Origin of the sequence: Paraburkholderia sp. EB58 (assembly GCF_050436665.1) — a bacterium.
Lineage (GTDB): Bacteria > Pseudomonadota > Gammaproteobacteria > Burkholderiales > Burkholderiaceae > Paraburkholderia.
Map to the genome: position 1 here is coordinate 87,432 of NZ_JBNDMQ010000033.1, position 22,142 is coordinate 109,573.

Below are 22,142 nucleotides of genomic sequence, written 5' to 3' on the forward strand. Positions count from 1 at the left end.
ACGCGCTCAAGCAGTTCGACCGAATGATGTTGTTAGTCTAAACAAAAAAAGACGGGCCGAAGCCCGTCTTTCTGTGATTGCTCTGAGCCCGCAGGCTGTACGGCGGTTGCGCCGTTCAGATCGTGCCGAGTTCGCGCCGCAGGAACTCGTGGAAGTGCTGCATGCCGTCTTCCATCGGGCTCTGATACGGTCCGACCTGCGACTCGCCGCGCTCCATCAGCGCACGGCGGCCGGCGTCCATGCGCTCGGCGATCTCGTCGTCTTCACGCGCCGTTTCCATGTACGCAGCACGTTCGGCTTCGACGAATTCACGCTCGAACAGCGCAATTTCCTCGGGATAGTAGAACTCCACGACATTCGTGGTTTTCTGCGCGCCGCGCGGAATGAGCCATGACACGACCAGCACGTGCGGGTACCACTCGATCATGATGCCGGGGTAGTACACCATCCAGATTGCGCCGAACTCGGGCGTCTTGCCGTCGCGGAAGCGCAGCACTTCGTCGTGCCACTTGCGATAGGTCGGGCTGCCCGGCTGCTCCAGATCCTTGTGGACGCCCACGGTCTGCACGCTGTACCAGTCGCCGAACTCCCAGGTCAGATCGTCGCAGTTGACGAAGCTGCCGAGGCCCGGATGGAACGGCGCGACGTGGTAGTCCTCGAGGTAGACCTCGATGAAGGACTTCCAGTTGTAGTTGCATTCGTGGACTTCGACGTGGTCGAACATGAAGTTCGAGAAGTCGAAATGCTGCTTGGTGCCGAGCCGCGCCAGATCCTTGGCGACATCGCGCCCCTGGGCTTCGAACAGCAGCCCTTGCCAGTTCTGCAGCGGCGTAGCGCCGAGATTCAGGCAGGGGTTGTCTGCGAAATGCGGTGCACCGAGGAGTTGGCCGTTCAGATCATACGTCCAGCGATGCAGGGGGCAGACGATGTTTTCCGCCTGGCCGCGGCCGTTGAGCATGATGGCTTGCCGGTGGCGGCACACGTTCGACAGCAGCTCGACTTGTGACTGCTTGTTACGGACGAGCACACGCCCCTCGCTCTCGCTGGGCAAGGCAAAATAATCCCCCGCATCCGGCACCATGAGTTCGTGCCCGACGTAGCGAGGACCTTTCTTGAAAAGGGTTTCGATTTCGCGCGTTAGAAGCGCATCGTCAAAGTAAGCCGTGACTGGCAGCTGGCTGTGAACAGACCGCAACTGCAATGCATTGCTCAGATTGGACATTCCCACTCCCGATGAAGACGTGAAAGCAGTGAACAACCCAACCATCGAAGGTTTCGATTTAGGGAGCCCGCGATTATACCCGTTTGCCCCTCCTTGGGGCGACTAAGTGTCTGATTTGGGTCAAAATTGTGAAGTTGGTTCACTGTTTTCGTGGAGCAAAAAGGATTTTTTTCTGTCAGGCTCTGGGTGGGGCGTAAGGGAAGCAGGCGGGGCGGAGGGCGGCAAGCGGATCGGTTTAGTCGCTTTTGCCGTAGAATGTCCGACTTGTTTTAATTTTGCGACCATTCATGGCGAAGACCGCATCGAAAGATACCGCTGCAACGGCCGCTGAGGGCGCTGACGGCACACCGCTGCCCGAGAACTACGAAGCGGCGCTGGCTGAGCTGGAAGGCCTGGTTGCGCGGATGGAAGGCGGCAGTCTGAGCCTCGAGGAGTCGCTGTCCGCCTACCGGCACGGCGCGGCCCTCGTGACGTTTTGCCAGCAGCAACTGGAAAAGGTCGAGCAGCAGGTGCGGGTACTCGACGGCGAGACCCTCAAGCCGCTGCCCATGAGTGGCGCAGGCACAACCGCTACTGAGAGCGGGGACGACCTATGACTTTCGAACAATGGATGCACTCGGTACTTGGGCGTGTCGAGACAGCACTAGAACACTATTTGCCGGCGGCTTCGGTTGAACCGGCGCAACTGCACGACGCGATGCGCTATGCGGTGCTGGGCGGCGGCAAACGGGTGCGCCCGTTGCTGTGCCATGCGGCAGGGGAACTGACGGGCGCACGCGCCGAATGCCTCGACGCGGCAGCGGCGGCGCTGGAGATGATCCACGTCTACTCGCTGGTGCATGACGACATGCCGTGTATGGACGACGACGCGTTGCGTCGCGGCAAGCCCACGGTGCACGTTAAGTATGATGAACCGACCGCGCTGCTGGTTGGCGACGCGCTGCAATCGCAGGCATTTGTTGCGCTGACGGCCGATGTGCTGGCGCCTGCGCAACAAGCCGCACTGGTGCGGGAGCTGGCGCTGGCGAGCGGCTCGATCGGCATGGCCGGCGGCCAGGCCATCGATCTGGCGAGCGTCGGACATACGCTGACGCGGCCGCAGCTCGAAACGATGCACCGCATGAAGACCGGCGCGCTGCTGCGCGCTTCGGTGCGCATGGGCGCACTGGCTGGCGAAACGCCCAGCGCGGACGCAATGCGTTCGCTCGACGCGTACGCGGCCGCGGTGGGCCTCGCGTTTCAGGTGGTGGACGATATTCTGGACGTCACGACTGATTCCGCGACGCTCGGCAAAACGGCAGGCAAAGACGCGAAGGACGGCAAGCCGACCTACGTGTCGATTATTGGGCTCGAGGCGTCGCGCGAACTCGCCGCGCAACTGAGCACCGATGCCCACGCTGCGATTGCGCCATTTGGCGCGCGTGCGCAGCGTCTTGCCGAACTGGCTGATCTGGTGGTGAACCGGGTTAGCTAAACGCGAAAGCCCGCCGCCGCGCGTCCGAAGAAATGGATGCGTGAATGAAGTGCGGGCGCGTAAGTTTTCCTACAATGGAACGACGATGTACGACTTGCTGAAAACCATCGACGACCCGTCGGCCCTGCGCCGCCTCGATCGCCGCCAATTGCAACCGCTTGCAGACGAGTTGCGTGCCTTCGTGCTCGACAGCGTCTCGCAGACGGGCGGACACCTATCGTCGAATCTTGGCACGGTCGAACTGACGATTGCGCTGCACTATGTGTTCGACACGCCGCGCGACCGGATCGTCTGGGATGTCGGCCATCAGACCTATCCGCACAAGATCCTGACTGGTCGCCGCGATCAGATGCACACGCTGCGTCAGTACGGCGGCATCTCGGGCTTCCCGAAGCGTGACGAGTCGGAGTACGACACGTTCGGCACGGCGCACTCCAGCACGTCGATCTCCGCTGCGCTTGGGATGGCTATCGCCAGCAAGTTGCAAGGCGAGAACAACATGGGTATCGCCGTGATCGGCGACGGCGCGATGACGGCTGGCATGGCGTTCGAAGCCATGAACAACGCGGGCGTTGAAGACGACGTGCCGCTGCTCGTGATCCTGAACGATAACGACATGTCGATTTCGCCGCCGGTGGGCGCGCTGAATCGCCATCTGGCGCGCCTGATGTCGGGCCGCTTCTATGCCGCAGCGCGTGCCGGTGTGGAGCGCGTGCTGCGCGTCGCGCCGCCCATGCTCGACCTCGCCCGCAAGCTCGAAGAGCACGCGAAGGGCATGATCGTGCCGGCTACGTTGTTCGAAGAGTTCGGTTTCAACTATATCGGCCCGATCGACGGTCACGACCTCGATTCGCTGATCCCGACGCTGCAGAACATCAAGGAACTGCGCGGTCCGCAATTCCTGCACGTGGTGACCAAGAAGGGCCAGGGCTACAAGCTGGCTGAAGCAGATCCCGTGCTGTACCACGGCCCGGGCAAGTTCAATCCGGCTGAAGGTATCAAGCCGTCCACGGCGCCTTCGAAGAAGACGTACACGCACGTTTTCGGCGAATGGTTGTGCGACGCGGCGGAGCTCGACTCGCGCGTCGTCGGCATTACGCCGGCCATGCGCGAAGGCTCGGGCATGGTGGAGTTCGAAAAGCGCTTCCCGGACCGCTACTTCGACGTCGGCATTGCCGAGCAGCACGCGGTGACGTTCGCTGGCGGCCTCGCCGCCGAAGGCATGAAGCCGGTCGTGGCGATCTACTCCACGTTCTTGCAGCGCGCCTATGACCAGTTGATCCACGACGTCGCCCTGCAGAACCTGCCGGTGGTCTTCGCAATCGACCGTGCCGGTCTGGTCGGCGCCGACGGCGCGACGCATGCGGGCGCCTACGATCTGGCGTTCATGCGCTGCATCCCGAACATGACGGTGATGGCCGCGTCGGACGAAAACGAATGCCGTCAGATGCTCTACACGGCACTGCAGCAGCCGGGCCCGTCGGCAGTGCGCTATCCGCGCGGCGCCGGTACGGGCGTGGCAACGGTCAAGCAAATGGCCGCGCTGCCGCTGGGCAAGGGCGAAGTGCGCCGCGAAACCGCGCAGCCGGCCGGCAAGCGGATCGCGATTCTGGCGTTCGGCACGATGGTCGCACCGTCGCTGGCAGCCGCGGAGCAACTGGACGCCACCGTGGCGAACATGCGCTTTGTGAAGCCGCTCGATGCCGATCTGGTGCGCCAACTGGCTGAGAGCCACGACTACCTCGTCACGGTCGAAGAAGGCTGTGTGATGGGCGGCGCGGGTTCGGCCTGCGTCGAAGCCCTGCTCGCCAGTGGGGTTATGCGGCCCGTACTACAATTGGGCCTCCCCGATCGTTTCATTGATCATGGGGATCCGGCCAAGCTGCTCGTGGAGTGCGGTCTGGACGGCGCGGGCATTGCGAAGTCGATTCGCGAACGCTTCCTGGATCACGCCACCGGCGCTGCAGGCAAGTCGGTCAAGCGCGTCGCTTAACAGCGTCAGTGAGCGCGTCGTAGGGCCGGGCCGGGCGCCCGCGGGTTGCGGGCGCTATCGCGGCTATAGCAATCTCCAACTTGAATCGATGGGCCCTCGGGCCCATCATGCAACGCCGGCCTCAGCCGGCGTTCGCCGTTGCGCGCGTCGATCCGCCCGGCGGCTGAGCACCCCAACTGTCGCTTTGCGACGGGCCCGCAGCAGGCAGTCCCAAAGGGACTTCCTGCGGAGCTGAAAACCTGGGGCGGCCCGGCGCTTTCTAAAGGACAAGAAGATGAATCAGATGAATCCCGCCTTTGTGATGCCCGACGTGCAGAGTACGGTCGACATCCGCCAGATCCCGATTCAACGGGTCGGCGTGAAGGCCGTGCGTCATCCGCTGACGGTGCGCACGCAGGGCGGCGACGTGCAGCCGACGGTCGGTATGTGGAACCTCGACGTCCACCTCCCCGCCGAACAGAAGGGCACGCACATGTCGCGCTTCGTGGCGCTCCTTGAAGAGAACAAGGCGCCGCTCGAGCCGTCGACGTTCCGCACGATGCTGGCGGCGATGCTCGAGAAGCTCGAAGCCGAAGCAGGCAGGATCGAAGTGTCGTTCCCGTACTTCGTCAACAAGACCGCGCCGGTGTCGGGCGTACAAAGTCTGCTGGACTACGAAGTGACGCTGACGGGCGATACCCGCAACGGCGTGACGCGCCTGTTCCTGAAGGTGTTGGTGCCGGTCACGAGCCTGTGCCCGTGCTCGAAGAAGATCTCGCAATACGGCGCGCACAATCAGCGCTCGCATGTGACGATCAACGCTGAGCTGACTGATGACGTGCCGGTGGAAGATCTGATTCGGATTGCCGAAGAAGAGGCATCGTGTGAGTTGTGGGGTTTGCTGAAGCGGCCGGACGAGAAGTTCGTCACCGAGCGCGCGTATGAGAATCCGAAGTTCGTTGAAGACCTGGTGCGCGATGTGGCGCAGCGTCTGAACGCGGATGCGCGGATCGTCGCGTATGTGCTCGAAGCCGAGAATTTCGAATCGATCCACAATCACAGTGCTTATGCTGTGATTGAGCATGACAAACGGGCGGCTCGCTGAGCAACGCTTTGCTATGACGTGACAACGGCCGCTTAAGCGGCCGTTGTGTTGTGTGGCATGTTTTTTCGTCCGATACTTCGTCGCCCGCCAACCGTGCTCTTGCGTTTCACCGCCGCGCGAACCGCTCAGCGCGCGAGCGAGGTCAGATCCCAGCGCGGCTTGACCGTGAACGCGTAGTCCTTGCCCGATTGGTCCGGCCAGCGCTGCAGCCGTAGTGCGCCGGCGAGCGCGATCATTGCGCCGTTGTCGGTGCACAGCGCGAGATCCGGGTAATGCACATCGAAACCACGCTTCTTCGCCGCAGCGGAGAGCGCCTCGCGCAACTGCCGGTTGGCGCCCACCCCGCCTGCGACCACCAGCCGCTTGAGCCCCGTCTTCTTGAGCGCGGCCAGCGATTTGGCTGCCAGCACATCGACGGCGGCATCGACAAAACCACGCGCGAGGTCGGCTTTGGCCTGTTCGCAGATATTTGCGCCGCCCAATTTCTTCACATGCGTCAGTACGGCGGTCTTCAAGCCGCTGAAGCTGAAATCGAGGTCCCCAGAATGCAGCATAGGGCGCGGCAGAACGACCGCCCCGGGCGTGCCGAATTCCGCCAGCCGCGAGACTTCCGGACCGCCCGGATAGCCAAGGCCGAGCAGTTTGGCGGTCTTGTCGAAGGCTTCGCCGGCGGCGTCGTCGAGGGTCTCGCCAAGCGTCTCGTACACGCCCACGTCTGTGACGCGCATCAATTGCGTGTGGCCACCCGATACCAGCAGCGCTACGAACGGAAACGGCGGCGGTTCGTCGACCAGCAGCGGCGACAGCAAATGCCCCTCGAGGTGGTGAATGCCGATGGTGGGCTTGTCCCACGCCATGGCGAGCGCATTGGCAATGCTGGCACCCACGAGCAGCGCGCCAGCCAGTCCCGGGCCTTGCGTGTAGGCAATCGCGTCGATCTCGCCGCGCGCCGTGCCGGCACGCTCAAGCACCTCTTCGAGCAGCGGCAGCGCGCGCCGAATATGGTCGCGCGACGCGAGTTCCGGCACGACGCCGCCGTACTCCCGATGCATCGCAATCTGCGAGTGCAGCGCGTGCGCAAGCAGGCCGCGCTCCGTGTCGTAGAGCGCGAGACCGGTTTCGTCGCAGGAGCTTTCGATGCCGAGAACGAGCATGATTCGAGGGCCGAAGGGCGCGGCAACATGCGGCTGAATGGCTGTCCGCTTGGACTTGCGCGTATGTTCAGGCGCCCTAAAAAGTGAAAAGGCGAGCCTGAAAGTATAGCAGTGCGGGGGAGGGGCCGCAGGTACAATGCGCGCCATGGAATCCTTCGATATCGCGGTCATCGGCGCGGGCGCAGCCGGCATGATGTGCGCGGCGGTCGCCGGGCAACTCGGGCGGCGCGTCGCGCTGATCGACCACGCGCCGCGCCTCGCGGAAAAAATCCGCATTTCCGGCGGCGGCCGCTGCAACTTCACGAATCTGTACGCGGGACCGGCGAATTACCTGTCGGCGAATCCCCATTTCTGCCGCTCGGCGCTCGCGCGCTACACGCCGCGCGACTTCATGGCGCTGCTCAAGCGCTATCACGTCACATGGCACGAGAAGCACAAAGGGCAGTTGTTCTGCGATCAGTCGAGCGACGCGGTCATTGACGTGCTGAAAAGCGAGTGCGATGCCGGCGGCGTCGCATGGCGCAGGCCGCTGGCCGTCGAGCACGTACGCCAGGATGCAGCGGAGGGCTTCACCCTTGACACCCATGCCGGCCCGATCCGCACCCGGGCGCTGGTGGTGGCGACGGGCGGCCTGTCGATTCCGAAGATCGGTGCGACGGATTTCGCCTATCGGCTGGCCAAGCAGTTCGGCCACAAGCTGATCGACACTCGTCCGGCTCTCGTGCCGCTTACTTTCGCTGCTGCCGACTGGGAGCCGTTTTCGGCGCTCTCAGGCGTCTCGCTAGAGGTTCAAATCGGGACGGGCAGCAAGAAAGCTGACGCCGAGTTCGTCGAAGACCTGCTGCTCACGCATCGCGGGCTGTCCGGGCCGGGCGTCCTGCAGATTTCGAGCTACTGGCAGCCCGGCGAGCCGATCCACATCAACCTGCTGCCGGAGCGGGACGCCGCCACCGCGCTGTTGGAAGCGAAAACCAGCACCAAACGGCAGATTGCCAACCTGCTGGCCGAATGGGTGCCGACGCGGCTCGCCCACGTCTGGCTGGAGACGCATCAGATTCCGGCGGAGGCGCGCATCGCCGACCTGCCGGACAAGGCCCTGCGCCGCATTGGTGAGGCGCTGTCGCGCTGGACGCTCACGCCAAACGGCACCGAAGGCTACCGCAAGGCCGAGGTGACGCGCGGCGGGATCGATACGCGCGATCTGTCGTCATCGACAATGATGAGCGCCCGCGTGCCCGGCCTGTATTTCATCGGCGAGGCGGTCGACGTGACCGGCTGGCTGGGCGGTTACAATTTCCAGTGGGCGTGGGCCTCGGGCGTGGCGGCAGGCCAGGCGGCCGCGGAGTACGCCAGGGCTTGAGCAGGCGTGAACTGGCCCCAGGGGGCTTGACGCGGGCGTCTCTTTATGAGAAAGGTCTGCTATACTCCCCAACCTTTACGAAGTTCCGTTATTGAAAAATGACGATCATCCGCGTAAAAGAAAACGAGCCATTTGAAGTCGCAATGCGCCGCTTCAAACGCACGATCGAGAAGAACGGTCTGTTGACTGAACTGCGAGCGCGCGAGTTTTACGAAAAGCCCACGGCTGAGCGCAAGCGCAAGAAGGCATCGGCGGTGAAGCGCCACTTCAAACGGCTGCGTAGCCAGATGTTGCCAAAGAAGTTTTATTGATTCTGACGTCGCTGCGGTTCCTACGGAGCGTCGGCACGCAACCGGTGGCGGCACGAGATGCTGCCCCGTGCGAACAACCTGGCCTTCAAGGCCACCTGGTCAAGCCGCATCTACTCCGCGCATTCGTGCAAAACACGCGCGCCAACCCGCTTGAGGAAGCAGTCCCAAGCGGGTTTTTGTGTTGATGCACGGAGCATGGCCAGATCTTTTTACATTCCAACGCATTCAGGTGAGTAATGAGTCTCAAGGATCGGATCAACGACGACATGAAGGCCGCCATGCGGGCCCGCGAAACCGAGCGTCTCGGCACCATCCGTCTGCTGCTCGCCGCGATCAAGCAGCGTGAAGTCGACGAGCGCATCGTGCTCGACGACACCGCCATCACCGCGGTCATCGACAAGATGATCAAGCAGCGCAAAGACTCGATCAGCCAGTTCGAGGCCGCAGGCCGCACCGACCTGGTCGAGAAGGAAAGCGCCGAGCTCACCATTCTCTCGGCCTATATGCCGGAGCAGCTGTCCGACGCGGAGATCGCCACCGAAGTGCAGGCCGCGGTCGCGCAAACCGGCGCCACCGGCCCGCAGGACATGGGCAAGGTGATGGGCGTGCTCAAGCCGAAGCTCGCGGGCCGTGCCGACATGACCGCCGTGTCCGGGCTGGTCAAGGCTGCGCTCGCGAAGTAATGCGGTTTTCCCGGTCTTTGCGGCCCGCTCCTCGACGGGCTGGCCGCGCAGCCTTCAGGCTTTCAAGGTAGTGCCCCCACTGTGATTCCGCATTCGTTCCTGCAGGATCTGCTGAACCGCGTCGATATCGTCGACGTGGTCGGCAAGTACGTGCAACTGAAAAAGGGCGGCGCTAATTTTATGGGGCTCTGTCCGTTTCATAACGAAAAGAGCCCTTCGTTTACGGTTAGTCCGACTAAGCAGTTCTATCATTGCTTTGGCTGCGGCGCGCACGGCACGGCCATCGGCTTCCTGATGGAGCACGCCGGCCTGACGTTTCCCGAGGCGGTCAACGATCTGGCGCAGTCGGTCGGCTTGACGGTGCCGCAGGAGCCGTCGCCGGGTCAGGGGGGCGGGGGCGGTGGCTACGCGCCGGCCGCGTCCAAAGCTGTCACCACCGCGCTGTCAGATGTGATGCAAACAGCATGCGATTTTTATCGCAAGCAATTGCGCGGCGCGCCCAACGCGATCCAGTACCTGAAAAAGCGCGGCTTGACGGGGCCGATTGCGGCCCATTTCGGCATCGGTTACGCGCCCGATGGCTGGCAGAACCTTGAGGCCGCATTCCCCAACTATCGGGACGAGGCGCTCGTGGACTCGGGGCTCGTGATCGTCAGCGAGAAGGCCGACGCTCAGGGTCAGAACCGTCGGTACGACCGCTTTCGTGAGCGGATCATGTTCCCGATCCGCAATGTCAAAGGTCAGGTCATCGGCTTTGGCGGCCGGGTGCTCGATGGTGGCGAGCCTAAGTATTTGAATTCGCCGGAAACGCCTCTATTTAACAAGGGCAGCGAGCTGTACGGGCTGTTCGAGGCGCGCCTCGCGATTCGTGAACAGCATTACGCGCTGGTGGTCGAAGGGTACATGGACGTGGTCGCGCTGGCCCAGTTGGGGTTCCAGAACGCGGTGGCCACGCTGGGAACTGCTTGTACGCCGATTCATGTGCAGAAATTACTGCGTCAGACCGATACGGTAATTTTTAGCTTCGACGGCGATTCCGCGGGCCGAAAGGCCGCGCGCCGGGCGCTCGACGCCTGTCTGCCGCATGCGGCGGACAACCGGACGATTCGCTTCCTGTTCCTGCCGTCCGAGCACGATCCGGACAGCTACGTGCGGGAATTCGGCACGGAAGCGTTTGCCGAACAGGTCGAGCGGGCCATGCCGCTGTCGCAGTTCATGCTTAATGAAGTGCTGGCCGGCAAGGAGCTGGACCAGCCGGAAGGCCGGGCGCGCGCACTGTTCGACGCCAAGCCCTTGCTGCAGGCGCTGCCGGCCAATGCGCTGCGTGCGCAGATCATGCATATGTTTGCCGACCGGCTGGACGTGCCGTTCGACGAGGTGGCCGCGTTATGCGAGGTGGATTCCCGGATCGCCGCGGCCGCAAGGCAGGCGCCGGCCCGCAAGGACCGCCGCAGCGTGACCGGGATCGAGGAAAAGACCCTGCGCAATCTGGTGATGCATCCCCGGACGGTCGCGGTGCTGGATGAAGACGCCGAGCAAGCGTTACTAACCATTACACGGCATGGCGAGCTGTTCGAGGAAGTGACGACGCACGCCCGCGCGCTGGGCGACGCCGCGGAGTTTCAATTGCTGTCCGACCTCTTGCGAAATGGCGCCAATGCCCCGACTTTCGAGGAAATCTTTCGCAAAATTCTGGACTATGATGAAAACGTTCGGGATTTGTTGCTGAAGGACCCTACGGATGCAGCCGTTATTGAGGAACGGCGCGAGCAGGAGCGGATTGTCGGCGAGGAGTTGAAGGCGGCGATCCTGAAGATGCGTTACGACGCCTATTGTGAGCGACTCGAGCAACTTTCGCGGCAATCCAGACATACCGCGGAGGAGTTTGCGGAGTTGACGGATCTGAATCAGAAACGGGCTGACATGAAGCGTCAGCTCGGGCTGTAAGAGGGTGGGCTGGACCTAAGCTATAATAAAAGGTTTTCAGCGGTTTGTTTTCCAGGCAAAAGGCGAAAGGCGATTGCAATGGCAAAGACTACAGGCGGAAAGAAAGCGGCAGGCACAGGCTCTGACGAGCCGACCACGAAGGTCACCGGGGCCAGGTCCGTTTCTTCCGCAGAAAGAGGGTCTGCCGGATCTGCCGTGAGCGTGACACCTGTTGCCCGGAAGAAATCCTCGACTTCTTCCGCTGCGAAAGCGGCGTCGGTGAGTACGGTGAAAGCCGCCAAGCCGGTCACGAAGCAGCCGAGTACCAGAAGCGCAAGGGAAGCGGTTGCCGCCCAGGACGATGCGGTAGCGCGCGAGTCTTCAGTATCCACGGTTCTACCGGCTGTTGTCCAGCAGCCGCGAGTCGAGACTACAGCCGGTACGGCGAACTCCATGACGAAAAAGCTGAACGAAGTATCCGTCGATGACGACGCAACCCCGAGCGAGGAAACTACTGCAGCTCCGGGCAAAGGCGACAAGGCCAAGGCACGCGACCGCCGCGCGAAGGAAAAAGCGCTGCTGAAAGACGCGTTTGCGTCCTCCCAACCAGGCACCGTCGAAGAGCTCGAAGAGCGCCGCTCGAAACTGCGCGCGCTGATCAAGCTCGGCAAGGAACGCGGCTTCCTGACCTACGCCGAAATCAACGACCACCTCCCGGACAACTTCACCGAGACCGAGGCGATCGAAGGCATCATCAGCACGTTCAACGACATGGGCGTGGCCGTTTACGAACAGGCGCCCGATGCCGAAACGCTGCTGCTGAACGACAACGCGCCAGCGGCCTCGTCGGACGACGAAGTTGAAGAGGAAGCCGAAGTAGCGCTGTCCACGGTCGATTCCGAATTCGGCCGCACCACCGACCCGGTCCGCATGTACATGCGCGAAATGGGTACGGTCGAGCTGCTGACGCGCGAAGGCGAAATCGAAATTGCGAAGCGCATCGAAGACGGCCTGAAGCACATGGTGATGGCCATCTCCGCATGCCCGACGACGATCGCCGACATCCTGGCCATGGCTGAGCGTGTCGCGAACGAAGAGATTCGTATCGATGAACTGGTCGACGGTTTGATCGACGCCAACGCGGAAGATGCGGACGGCTTCTCCGCGCAGGAAGCGGAAGCGATCGAGAGCGAAGAGGACGAAGTCGAAGAGGGCGAAGAAGAGGAAGAGGAAGACGACGACGGTGCCGCGCAAGCCACCGCCAACGCAGCGCAGATGGAAGCGTTGAAGCGTGCCTCGCTCGAGAAGTTCGCCATGATCAGCGAATGGTTCGACAAGATGCGTCGTGCCTTCGAGAAGGAAGGCTACAAGTCGAAGTCGTATCTGAAGGCTCAGGAAACGATCCAGAACGAGCTGATGACGATCCGCTTCACCGCGCGTACTGTCGAGCGTCTGTGCGACACGCTGCGTGCTCAGGTGGACGAGGTGCGTCAGGTCGAGCGTCAGATTCTGCATACGGTGGTCGACAAGTGCGGCATGCCGCGTGCGGAGTTCATCGCGCGTTTCCCGGGCAGCGAAACGGATCTCGAGTGGGCCGACAAGATCGTGGCCGAAGGTCACGGGTACAGCGGCATTCTCACGCGTAACATTCCGGCGATCCGCGAACAGCAGCAACGCCTGCTGGATCTGCAGGCGCGCGTCGTGCTGCCGCTGAAGGACCTGAAGGAAACCAACCGTCAGATGGCGGCGGGCGAACTGAAGGCGCGTCAGGCCAAGCGTGAAATGACCGAGGCCAATCTGCGTCTCGTGATCTCGATTGCGAAGAAGTACACGAACCGTGGCCTGCAGTTCCTGGATCTGATCCAGGAAGGCAACATCGGCCTGATGAAGGCAGTGGACAAGTTCGAATATCGTCGCGGCTACAAGTTCTCGACGTACGCCACGTGGTGGATCCGTCAGGCCATCACGCGGTCGATTGCGGACCAGGCGCGCACGATCCGGATTCCGGTTCACATGATCGAAACGATCAACAAGATGAACCGCATCTCGCGTCAGATTCTGCAGGAAACCGGTCTCGAGCCGGATCCGGCAACGCTGGCTGAAAAGATGGAGATGCCGGAAGACAAGATCCGCAAGATCATGAAGATCGCGAAAGAGCCGATCTCAATGGAAACGCCGATCGGTGACGACGACGATTCGCATCTGGGCGACTTCATCGAAGATACCAACACGGTGGCTCCTGCCGACGCTGCATTGCACGCCAGCATGCGCGATGTCGTGAAGGACGTGCTCGACTCGCTGACGCCGCGTGAAGCGAAGGTGCTGCGTATGCGCTTCGGTATCGAGATGAGCACCGATCACACGCTCGAAGAAGTCGGCAAGCAGTTCGACGTGACGCGTGAACGGATCCGTCAGATCGAGGCTAAGGCGCTGCGCAAGCTGCGTCACCCGAGCCGTTCTGACAAGCTGAAGTCGTTCCTCGAAGGCAATTAAGCGAGGGGCATCCGGCTGCTGCTGCGGATACGGGGGCTTCCTGGTCGCTTTGCTGATGCGAAGCGGTCACGGAAGCCCCTTTTTCGTGTAGTATGTCGGCCAATCAACGAATAGGCCCGGCCTCTTTTAGACCGGGTCTTTTTGTTGGTTTCAAGTCATCTTAGGGCCGGACGCCGTGCTGGTTGCAGGCAGCGGACTCATAATCCGCCTCCGAAAGGACACCGTGGGTTCGACTCCCACCCGGCCCACCAGAAAACTCTCTATCAATCAATTGCTTGCGCGTTTCCTACTTCCTGTGGGGACGGGCCGGGGACAATAGCGCCGCTTCGAGGCGTGCCATCTCGATGTCGTTCTGGTTACCATCTAGCCACTTGGCGTAGGTCTGCAGAAAGACCTCGACGCTGTGCCCTAGCTGGCGCGCGCAGAACGCGGGCGTCATACCGGCCATCAACATTGCAGTCGCGTAGCTGTGCCGCATGTTGTATGGCCGGCGATATCGGATCCCCAGCCGTTTCAGCATTCGTTTCCAGTACACACGCTGGAATGCTTCTTCGCTTTTCCAGTCTGCGCTGTAGCGTGGATCCTGAAAAACACGCGCGCCTCCAACCTGTGTGAATTCGCGTTGGCGCTGCAGTGCAGCCTGAGCGCGGCTGTTAAGATGCACCACGCGCGCCACAGAGGTCTTGGTTCTGTCCTTCTGTTCGCCGTGAACGAGCGCGCTGGCGATCAGGGCCGTTCCGCTTGGAAAATCGACATTCGCCCATTCGAGGCCGAGAATTTCTGATGTGCGGAGACCGGTCCAAAACCAGGTCTCGACCATGTTGTGTATCTGGCCTTCGTCAGCACGCGCGGCCTCTGAAATAATGCACTCCGACTCCTCGCGCGAAAAAGGATCGGGCAGCGGCTTTTGATGCTTCGCGCGCGGCACGTCGTCCACGGGGTTTGCCGTGAGTAGCTTATCCTTGACCGCGAGCGCAAGTCCGTCGCGCAGCACCGACACGTAATTGTTCACCGTCTTGCCGCTGACATCGGGCCGGTTTGCAATGGCGGTGAGAACATGGCTATGTTTTAGCGTGCGCAGCGGCATCTGGCCCATCCTGCGCTGCTTCTCGTCGCATATTGCGGTGTCCCAGAACCGCAATGCACTTTGGTAGCTGGCCCTGGTTGACCGTTCGATGCGCTGTGCGCCGAGCCAAGTCTCTAACCATTCCTTCACGGTCAGGGCCGTCGAATTTCCGCTGGTAGGGAAGTATTCGGTCATGGTGAACGTACCGGTACGGATTCGCTCACCTATCTCGATAACGAGCCGATGTGCATACTTCAGATTGGCCGGTGTCGGGGGCATCGGCTTGCCGTTTACTGTGAGTGTCGGACGCTGACGCACGCCATCAACCGTAAAATTCAGGCGTATGGAGCGCGCACGAACCTCTACCCCACCGTTCTTTCCACCCATTCCTGATACCCCTTGATTGAAATGAAGATGCGTCCATCTGGCGATCGCCGGAACTCTCGCCCCTCAATCCATTTGCCGTCCTCGATCTTCCGGCGGATCGCCTTCTGGGTCAGCCCGGTTATCGCCGAGGCAAGATCGACGGTGACGTATGGCGCAGGTGACACGTGTGCATACAGTTCATCCATTTTGTATTCCTAATCGTGTTTAGCAAGTCGATTCGATGCTGGGAAGAAATCAGGTCCCCAGCGATGTAGCGACCATAACGAAACCGGACCGACGGTCGACACAGAGCAAACTGCACAGGTTGTGCGCATCGTCGCTTCCATAGGTATTGGTGGGATGCCAGCCGATTTTTCAGCTGGCGCCCTGACGCATCTACTTCTTCTTGCGCGGGCTACGACGCCATGGCTCGTCCAAGCCGAGTCTTTCCATCTGGCGTCGAATCGTGCTCGCAACTACACGAACCCCGTGATGGCGGAGAATGTCCCGCGCGAGGGATGGATAGGAATGCTTCAGGCTTTTTGGATCCTTCGACCTCTGATCATACGCATGGCGCAGGCGGGCGAGGATGGCCGGATCATCAAGGACGCTCCCGCGTCCTTGGGGTGTGGCTGAGAAAGACATGCGCAGTTCTCCAGCGGATTGGGGACTCTCTCGCGCGTTAGCACAAGAGCAACTCGATGGCGGGCGGCGCCGAAGCGCTTCAAGATTTCGAGTTGACGCACGCACTCCTGCCAGAGAGCGCGATCCGGACTGAGACAGACCATTTCAGGGAGAAGAACATTACAGGCGCGAAAACGCGACACGACGTCGAGCAGGCTCGGCGCCGCACTACCACGTATTTGCGGGGATTGTGATACTGCCGCTGAAGATGGCGACACACGAGCCTGACACCGAAAGTGTGGCTCAATACCATTCATGAACCGGGCAACCTCTGGCAGCGAGGTCGCCGGCAATTTTGACTTGAACTGCTGCCGATCGAACGGCCAGCCCTGATTTTACAAGAGTTGGGTTCGGGCGCAAGTCCCCCGGGCTCAGAAGTTAAGGCGTGAGGAAGTTCCATAGGCTACGGCCGTGCGCAGAATCACTTGAAGTATGAGGCGAACGTGTTCTCAAGTTCGACTGCAGGCTCTGCTGCTGGCGCTTCGTAACCGACAGGGCGGTTGCGCGAGGTTGCTAAATGTGTTGATTGTTGCAGGTGGTCGCCACCCGGTCTGGACTGCGCCTCTTCCAGCGCTCGAAAGTGACTTTCAAGAATGCTCTTGATGTGGTCGGCTCTGTGTCTTGGCGAGCCAATCCGACCGAGAGCCTTGAAGGAAGCTGGATATACCACATTGTTAAGGGTTAGCTGGATTTCCAGGATCGTGGCCATATTTTCCCTATTTGCGTGCCTTGGCCGCACCTTCCGCGGCAATGAGGAACCCGAGCGCATTCGCCATCTGTGCGCGTTCCACCAGCTTTACTGGAAATCCCATTGAGGCCGACAATGCGTCGACGTACAAAGTTGCGCCGCCGCCGGTCGCGAACACATTCAGGTCCTCGGCGGTTTTCAGCCCGGTCAGCACGGCATTGGCGATCTGAATCGTATCTTTGCTTGCCAGGCGGATGTACGGTGCGAGGTCAATGGAGGAGCCGCCCAACAATAGTGGGTTGCGGGTGCGCAGCGCGTAATCGACGCGGTCCAGGTTCTCAATACGAACCCCGGTGTTCTCACTGACCATGTGGGCGACCTCGCGCACAACCCGAGCCGCGCCTGCCGGCAGGCCCACACTCCGATCAAGGTCCGGGGTTCCGTCTGGGCCGATGACTATTGCATCGGTCGTGTGCCAGCCCACATCCACGATGCATGTGCTCATCGTGCGATCGATCGAAATGGTGTCTTGTGACCTGAGAGCCGCGAAACTGCCGAGCGGTTGTGGGAGGACCACAACTTTCTCCACCACACAGGCATGGTCGCTGAGGCGGTGAATGGCCTCGAATCGCGACTTCAGGTAAGCGGCATGCCTGGTCATTGTGTGGATCGGCAACCCCAAAACCAGGCAGCGTATCCGCGATGTACGAGTTTTTGCAATCGATGCAAGGACAAGCGCGATGTACTGCTCAGTCTGCGGGAAATTGTCGACTTCCACCCGCATTGCTGCCGAACTCGGTAGGGACGACTTACCGGTATCCACAATATAGGTGGTTGAGCCTACACAGACATCAATCCTTGACTCATTCTTTCCAAGGAACTCAGTCGCGGACCGGAGGGATTCGCGGGTCGAGCGGTTCGTAACTGAAGGGAAGGAGAAACTCTCTACGGCGCCGCGTGACCGGTAGGCCGCTTTCACTGAAAAATACCCGACGTCGCAAGCTAGAACTTCAATCACGTCTTCCATGGCAATAGCTCCTTAAATCATCTGGGATAGGATTCAATCCGTTCGTAGCTTCTCACCCGGGATCACGGATGCAACTGTTGTCTGCTCGTGCAGACTGCAGCGGGGATATGGCTATTCCCTTGGCACCTCTTGAGAAAATTGGCGAATAGGCCCGATTCGTTTGAGCGACAAGGGGCGTGCCCCCTCCTCGCCCCGGGGGCCGGTACTACACAGCAATGAAAGTTGGATGACGGTTTACGTCAGCGCGTCCTCGCAAGGCGCGACTTAGCTCACAATTTGCCCGCTCTAACGGGCATGCAAACGCTCGTTGCGATCGCTATCTGTCTCTGATTGAAGCGTTGTACGGCAGCAGAAATTCCATTTCAAACCCCCGCCGCCGGTTTCGACTCCGATAGACACGACCGCATTGCTTTTGCAACCTGCACAGAAGTGCGGGTTGGGGGCGCTGCGTTGCGTGCCTCCTTGCTACTGCTGATGTGGATCAGTCTTGCTGGGCCCTTAGCTACAGACTACTTTTCAAAAGCCATGTGCTCGATTCTGATGTTGCGCAGAACAGCACCGAGGCCCATTCATGAGCGGCATACCTGTCGCCGGTTTCGTATTCCCGGCCACTAGACCGGTTAATGCCGCGAGGGCGAGTGAGACGGATCCATCGTAAGTTAGGGTTCGAATAGAATCAATAGTGAGTGATGCGAAGTTAAGGCGTGAAGCAGCTCGCTTGTCCAGACTCAAAGGCCATCGACGCGCATGTGCGCTCGTTGCGAATCGGACTGGCATATGAGGAATCGTTCGTTCTTGCTTCGAGCCGTGCCAGGTTTCTAAGGCGTTTAACGGCTTCCATGAAGCAAAATGTCGTCCGTATGCCATTGAATTTAAATGGATATCCGCATTGATGGTTGTGTGACACAGCCGTAACTTTCAAGGCAAGGCGGATGTGTATAACAGGGCTCTCGCTTCGATACTTGGCTACCTGGAATGTCGATGACTCGGCAACCTGTGTACCTCGAAGCTCCATTGATATGGGGATGCCACCGGCAGTGCTGTTGAGTTTTGTCATTCGCCGAGCGCGGTCAGCCGACGATAATCTGGGATGGTGGATGGCGAGTGCCGGTCTACACGTCCCTCGGAACAGAGCAATTCGGGAAGAGAGCAGAGTGTTTCGTTTGAGAGAGTGGTCACGCACCTGGAGATTTGACGGCTATTGTGGCTGGGACGGATGGGCACTAACCCGGTCGACTTAGCGCAACATGGAGAGTGCCACTGGACGGCAATGTGCTTCCGATGTCGTCTAAAAGTCCGACTTGGTAGCATTGCGACGCGAGAAATACTCATCGAGCTATGGCAAACCGGATGTAAGTGCCACTTTTGTCTACCATGCACGTCGACTACTGCGTTGGCAACGACGCTGCCGGATGTCTGGTCACCGCTGTCCCAGACGCAGTCAAACCGTCGTTGTGGTGAGGCTAAGAAGTCCGCGCGCGAAGACGGGCAATGACCGTTTTGCGACCAATGCTCAGGTCGATCTTTCCCGGTGGAAGATGATTGGCTCGTGTGGGGGAGGATCGTAGTTCAAGAAGCTCGTCGATGGTCAGGGTCACGAGCGGGCCGATGAGATCATCGCGGTGACTGTTCGTGAGTGCCTCACTAGCGTCTCGCCGGGCGTGTTCAAGCGTAGCGGAAAGATCATTCTCGATCTCCTCACCCGACGAAGCGATTCTTGCCAACGCTGGGTCGCTTCGCTGAACACTAGACGTCGACTTCGGATCGAGAATTTGCTCTAGAAGCTGCTTCAGCCTAGGTGGAGCGTACAGATAAAGAATGTCTGCGATTTCGAGCGCGATCCGTTCCTTATGACTTGGGGGCGATGCCCACGGACATGGGCTATCGAGATAGTCATGTCGCTGCATAAAGTTCCAGATCCTACGGAACAGCCGGACCGAGTCGAGATTTCGGTGGTTCGCACGGCTGGCTAGCCATGACAGATAGTTATGTATGTCCGGGCTTTCGCGAACCGTTGGATTGCCGCACTCCGAGAAATATGTGTGGAGCTGGGTAAGTTCCTTGTCTCGTCGTAGTCTTGCGTGGCGTTCCGCCGGCGGTGGCTCGCATAACTGATATTGGGTGAGCAGATCCAGCATCGTGATCCCGTGTGGTCGCGTGTCCATAAGTCGCCGGTGTTGCAGTATCTGATACTGCGCGATCGCACTGGTCTTATTGCTTCCGAGCGGAATTTCCTTAATACCGGGACCAGAAGAAAAGTAGAAATAGATTGTCCCGCTGCGTTGGCGCCGCGCCCGCAGGCCGGTAGGTAGGGTTCCATAGCTCATCGTCACTTCCGTAAAATGGTATACTGCAACGTGATATCTGTTCGAAAATGCCCCACTTGTTGGGCGCAGATTTCAAGCGCATCGCGATACGAGAGGCCGAGTTCTTCGAGTTGCGCTAGTCTGCGCTGAACGAAGGAATGTCGCAGGCCGTGGATACCAAGGGAGAAGCCGAGTGCCTTGACTGAGGCCCGCGTGAACGCCGTGGAGAGGGCTTGGCCAGCTGTTAGATCAAAGATAGGGGCAAACGGCTTCCTGCGGTCCCACACGATGGTTGGTCGGGCAAACCTATGTTCGCAAATCTCATGGTATAGCGCGGTGGGAACTGCGATGGGTCGGATCAGCCCCCCCTTGCCACTGCAACTGCAGATCACGAAGTCTGTCAGACCGACGAACAGGTCACTACGCCAAGGGCGCTCTGGCGACACGGGGAGGCAGTCGTGATCGTTCAGGCGAAGTGGCTCGAAGGCGCGCATTCCCGTTGCATAGAGCAGGCGCACAGAGCGGGCGTGGCGCTCGCTTAGCTCGGCAAGAATCCGCTGAACTTCGTCCTCCGTGTAGGCCCGACCGCGCAACCGGGTCGCGATTCCTGCCCTGTACCTCGGGAGTACCACGGAGAATACTTTATCGAGTGCCTGGCGATGTTGATCCAGTGTCTTCTGTTGCCAGACCATACTGTTCAGGAACAAAAAGTCGTCCATCTCCGCGCGCAAATACGGGCCCTCCGCGGGAGCCGAGCCTGCCGCGCGGAACGCCAGAAAATTCGCAACGCAATTCTGATAGTCAATCGCTGTCTGCATCGATCGCACGATGCTGCGATGAGCGTCTCCCATCTCGCGCTTAGTCACACCATACAAGGCAATTTTTCTCACGAGTTTCTGGGCAATCCTTTGATAGTTGTTTGCCATGTTCTCTTCATCGCTTTCGACATTTACGAGGGCAGGCATTGACTGAGCCCAGCCATCCTGTTTTCTCAATCCGTATGTGTTACGAACGGATTGCGCTCAGATTTACTTGGTGGGGAAGAGTCTGTCTAGATAAACGCCTTAATTATTCGATCCTACGACGGCTGGGGCGCGTCGCTCACCTCGGACGTGATGATTTGGCAACAGAGAACACTGGCTTGCAGTGCCAGTCTTTCAAGAATGTATAGGGACCGCCCGAGTGGCGAGCACCTGCACCAATCGAAACATGTAGCAACCTCGCCCAACCGCCCCGCCGGTCAGGAAGCGCCAGCGGTAAAGCTTGCAGTCGAACTTGAGAACACGTTCGCGTCGTACTTCAAATGACCCTGTGCAAGGCCGTAACGTATGGGATTTTCCTCACGCCTTAACTTCTCCAGTGGCGGGCTCCCCGCCCGGACCCAACTCAAGTAGAATTGCTTCAGCCGTTCGATCGGCATGTGCAGTTCAAGTCAAGCTACCGGCGACCTCGTTGCTAGAAGTCGCCCGGTTCATGAAAGTCAATGGGCCGCACTTTCGGTGTCCGGCCCGTGTGCCGCCATTCTCGGCGGCAACATCGCAATGCCGTCAAAACGTGGTAATGCGGCGCCGAGCCTGCTCGACGTCGTGTCGCGTTTTCGCGCCTGCAATGTTCTTCTCCCTGAAATGGTCTGTCTCAGACCGGATCGCGCTCTCTGGCAGGAGTGCGTGCGTCAACTCGAAATCTTGAAGCGCTTCGGCGCCGCCGGCCATCGAGTTGCTCTTGTGCTAACGCGCGAGAGAGTCCCCAATCCGCTGGAGAACCGCGCATGTCTTTCTCAGCCAAACCCCAAGGACGCGGGAGCGTCCTTGATGATCCCGCCATCCTCGCCCGCCTGCGCCGTGCGTATGATCAGAGGTCGAAGGATCCAAAGAGCCTGAAGCATTCCTATCCATCCCTCGCGAGGGACATTCACCTGCATGACGGAGTTCTCGTCGACCCGAGCACGATTCGTCGCAAGATGGAAGAACTTGGCTGGCATGAGCCATGGAGCCGTAGCCCGCGCACGAAGAAGTAAACCGCTACAGGCGCCAGCCAGAGCATTGGCTGGCGCCCGCGATTGACATCGATTGAGAACTCTCGGATCAGTCTCATCATTAAACGCCTTAACTCTTTTCGCGTGAGGAAGCCACACCTAGAGCCTCGGTACTCAACTGAGTCTTGGAGTGCGTCAGCCCAGAGCAGTACGAACGCCGCGGCCGATGACGATATTAAGGCTACGCTGAAGAAGCCGCCGTTTCGCCGACGGTTTGCTGCTGAACTGCGGAATGCGAGATCAGCGACGCGACTGGTTCCGTTTCGTGGC

Annotated in this window: 18 protein-coding genes and 1 tRNA gene; 11 read left to right on the top strand and 8 right to left on the bottom strand. The window is 60.2% G+C overall.

What is annotated here, in order from left to right:
- Positions 1-115: 115 nt before the first annotated feature.
- Positions 116-1,222, bottom strand: a complete 1,107-nt coding sequence (locus P3T40_RS34490; RefSeq protein ID WP_429272189.1) for an aromatic ring-hydroxylating oxygenase subunit alpha — start codon at positions 1,220-1,222, stop codon at positions 116-118.
- Positions 1,223-1,509: 287 nt separating this feature from the next.
- Here P3T40_RS34490 and P3T40_RS34495 point away from each other — a divergent pair, with 287 nt between their 5' ends.
- From P3T40_RS34495 to folE2, 4 genes are all read left to right on the top strand, one after another.
- Positions 1,510-1,818 (top strand): exodeoxyribonuclease VII small subunit, encoded by a 309-nt coding sequence (locus tag P3T40_RS34495; RefSeq protein ID WP_429272190.1) that lies wholly within the window; start codon positions 1,510-1,512, stop codon positions 1,816-1,818.
- Entirely contained in the window at positions 1,815-2,696 is an 882-nt protein-coding gene (locus P3T40_RS34500; protein WP_429272191.1) for a polyprenyl synthetase family protein, read from the top strand. The genes P3T40_RS34495 and P3T40_RS34500 overlap by 4 nt, the downstream gene beginning before the upstream one ends.
- Positions 2,697-2,781: 85 nt before the next feature.
- On the top strand, positions 2,782-4,689 hold the full coding sequence (gene dxs / locus P3T40_RS34505; protein WP_429272192.1) for a 1-deoxy-D-xylulose-5-phosphate synthase: 1,908 nt from the start codon (positions 2,782-2,784) through the stop codon (positions 4,687-4,689).
- A gap of 274 nt (positions 4,690-4,963) precedes the next feature.
- Positions 4,964-5,773 (top strand): GTP cyclohydrolase FolE2, encoded by an 810-nt coding sequence (gene folE2, locus P3T40_RS34510; protein ID WP_429272193.1) that lies wholly within the window; start codon positions 4,964-4,966, stop codon positions 5,771-5,773.
- A 125-nt stretch (positions 5,774-5,898) separates the two neighbouring features.
- Here the strand turns inward: folE2 and tsaD are convergent, their stop codons facing one another.
- A complete protein-coding gene (gene tsaD, locus P3T40_RS34515; RefSeq protein ID WP_429272194.1) occupies positions 5,899-6,927 on the bottom strand; it encodes a tRNA (adenosine(37)-N6)-threonylcarbamoyltransferase complex transferase subunit TsaD in 1,029 nt (342 codons plus the stop codon).
- A 145-nt stretch (positions 6,928-7,072) separates the two neighbouring features.
- Here tsaD and P3T40_RS34520 point away from each other — a divergent pair, with 145 nt between their 5' ends.
- The 6 genes from P3T40_RS34520 (at position 7,073) to P3T40_RS34545 (ending at position 13,951) form a co-directional block, all read left to right on the top strand.
- A complete protein-coding gene (locus P3T40_RS34520) occupies positions 7,073-8,287 on the top strand; it encodes an NAD(P)/FAD-dependent oxidoreductase (protein ID WP_429272195.1) in 1,215 nt (404 codons plus the stop codon).
- A 98-nt stretch (positions 8,288-8,385) separates the two neighbouring features.
- Positions 8,386-8,598, top strand: coding sequence for a 30S ribosomal protein S21 (gene rpsU, locus P3T40_RS34525; RefSeq protein WP_074266548.1), 213 nt, complete (start codon positions 8,386-8,388; stop codon positions 8,596-8,598).
- A gap of 236 nt (positions 8,599-8,834) precedes the next feature.
- Positions 8,835-9,281, top strand: a complete 447-nt coding sequence (locus P3T40_RS34530; protein ID WP_429272196.1) for a GatB/YqeY domain-containing protein — start codon at positions 8,835-8,837, stop codon at positions 9,279-9,281.
- An 81-nt stretch (positions 9,282-9,362) separates the two neighbouring features.
- Positions 9,363-11,228 carry a DNA primase gene (gene dnaG / locus P3T40_RS34535; protein ID WP_429272197.1) on the top strand — a complete coding sequence of 622 codons (1,866 nt, stop codon included), beginning with the start codon at positions 9,363-9,365 and terminating at the stop codon, positions 11,226-11,228.
- A gap of 78 nt (positions 11,229-11,306) precedes the next feature.
- Positions 11,307-13,700 (top strand): RNA polymerase sigma factor RpoD, encoded by a 2,394-nt coding sequence (gene rpoD, locus P3T40_RS34540; protein ID WP_429272198.1) that lies wholly within the window; start codon positions 11,307-11,309, stop codon positions 13,698-13,700.
- A gap of 163 nt (positions 13,701-13,863) precedes the next feature.
- Positions 13,864-13,951 (top strand) — tRNA-Ile (locus P3T40_RS34545).
- A 35-nt stretch (positions 13,952-13,986) separates the two neighbouring features.
- On the opposite strand, the gene P3T40_RS34550 is transcribed toward P3T40_RS34545, so the two are convergent.
- The 6 genes from P3T40_RS34550 to P3T40_RS34575 all read right to left on the bottom strand — a co-directional run bounded on the left by P3T40_RS34550 (position 13,987) and on the right by P3T40_RS34575 (position 20,763).
- Positions 13,987-15,153, bottom strand: coding sequence for a tyrosine-type recombinase/integrase (locus P3T40_RS34550; protein ID WP_429272199.1), 1,167 nt, complete (start codon positions 15,151-15,153; stop codon positions 13,987-13,989).
- Positions 15,129-15,338, bottom strand: coding sequence for an excisionase (locus P3T40_RS34555; RefSeq protein ID WP_429272200.1), 210 nt, complete (start codon positions 15,336-15,338; stop codon positions 15,129-15,131). Before P3T40_RS34555 ends, P3T40_RS34550 begins: the two co-directional genes overlap by 25 nt.
- Positions 15,339-16,237: 899 nt before the next feature.
- Complete coding sequence (locus P3T40_RS34560; RefSeq protein WP_429272201.1) at positions 16,238-16,525, bottom strand: hypothetical protein; 288 nt, start codon at positions 16,523-16,525, stop codon at positions 16,238-16,240.
- 7 nt (positions 16,526-16,532) lie between these two features.
- Positions 16,533-17,531, bottom strand: a complete 999-nt coding sequence (locus P3T40_RS34565; protein WP_429272202.1) for a hypothetical protein — start codon at positions 17,529-17,531, stop codon at positions 16,533-16,535.
- A 1,463-nt stretch (positions 17,532-18,994) separates the two neighbouring features.
- Entirely contained in the window at positions 18,995-19,858 is an 864-nt protein-coding gene (locus P3T40_RS34570) for a hypothetical protein (RefSeq protein ID WP_429272203.1), read from the bottom strand.
- 2 nt (positions 19,859-19,860) lie between these two features.
- Positions 19,861-20,763, bottom strand: a complete 903-nt coding sequence (locus P3T40_RS34575; protein ID WP_429272204.1) for a hypothetical protein — start codon at positions 20,761-20,763, stop codon at positions 19,861-19,863.
- 842 nt (positions 20,764-21,605) lie between these two features.
- Between P3T40_RS34575 and P3T40_RS34580 the strand changes: the two genes are divergently transcribed.
- The gene (locus P3T40_RS34580; protein WP_429272205.1) at positions 21,606-21,854 is read left to right on the top strand and encodes a hypothetical protein; all 249 of its coding nucleotides are present in this window, start codon (positions 21,606-21,608) and stop codon (positions 21,852-21,854) included.
- Positions 21,855-22,142: the final 288 nt, after the last annotated feature.

Bases quoted from the DNA above. Each gene is read 5' to 3' on its own strand.
- P3T40_RS34490 (WP_429272189.1), bottom strand. From the start codon at position 1,222: ATGTCCAATCTGAGCAATGCATTGCAGTTGCGGTCTGTTCACAGCCAG.
- P3T40_RS34495 (WP_429272190.1), top strand. From the start codon at position 1,510: ATGGCGAAGACCGCATCGAAAGATACCGCTGCAACGGCCGCTGAGGGC.
- P3T40_RS34500 (WP_429272191.1), top strand. From the start codon at position 1,815: ATGACTTTCGAACAATGGATGCACTCGGTACTTGGGCGTGTCGAGACA.
- dxs (WP_429272192.1), top strand. From the start codon at position 2,782: ATGTACGACTTGCTGAAAACCATCGACGACCCGTCGGCCCTGCGCCGC.
- folE2 (WP_429272193.1), top strand. From the start codon at position 4,964: ATGAATCAGATGAATCCCGCCTTTGTGATGCCCGACGTGCAGAGTACG.
- tsaD (WP_429272194.1), bottom strand. From the start codon at position 6,927: ATGCTCGTTCTCGGCATCGAAAGCTCCTGCGACGAAACCGGTCTCGCG.
- P3T40_RS34520 (WP_429272195.1), top strand. From the start codon at position 7,073: ATGGAATCCTTCGATATCGCGGTCATCGGCGCGGGCGCAGCCGGCATG.
- rpsU (WP_074266548.1), top strand. From the start codon at position 8,386: ATGACGATCATCCGCGTAAAAGAAAACGAGCCATTTGAAGTCGCAATG.
- P3T40_RS34530 (WP_429272196.1), top strand. From the start codon at position 8,835: ATGAGTCTCAAGGATCGGATCAACGACGACATGAAGGCCGCCATGCGG.
- rpoD (WP_429272198.1), top strand. From the start codon at position 11,307: ATGGCAAAGACTACAGGCGGAAAGAAAGCGGCAGGCACAGGCTCTGAC.
- P3T40_RS34550 (WP_429272199.1), bottom strand. From the start codon at position 15,153: ATGGGTGGAAAGAACGGTGGGGTAGAGGTTCGTGCGCGCTCCATACGC.
- P3T40_RS34555 (WP_429272200.1), bottom strand. From the start codon at position 15,338: ATGGATGAACTGTATGCACACGTGTCACCTGCGCCATACGTCACCGTC.
- P3T40_RS34560 (WP_429272201.1), bottom strand. From the start codon at position 16,525: ATGGCCACGATCCTGGAAATCCAGCTAACCCTTAACAATGTGGTATAT.
- P3T40_RS34565 (WP_429272202.1), bottom strand. From the start codon at position 17,531: ATGGAAGACGTGATTGAAGTTCTAGCTTGCGACGTCGGGTATTTTTCA.
- P3T40_RS34570 (WP_429272203.1), bottom strand. From the start codon at position 19,858: ATGAGCTATGGAACCCTACCTACCGGCCTGCGGGCGCGGCGCCAACGC.
- P3T40_RS34575 (WP_429272204.1), bottom strand. From the start codon at position 20,763: ATGGCAAACAACTATCAAAGGATTGCCCAGAAACTCGTGAGAAAAATT.
- P3T40_RS34580 (WP_429272205.1), top strand. From the start codon at position 21,606: ATGTCTTTCTCAGCCAAACCCCAAGGACGCGGGAGCGTCCTTGATGAT.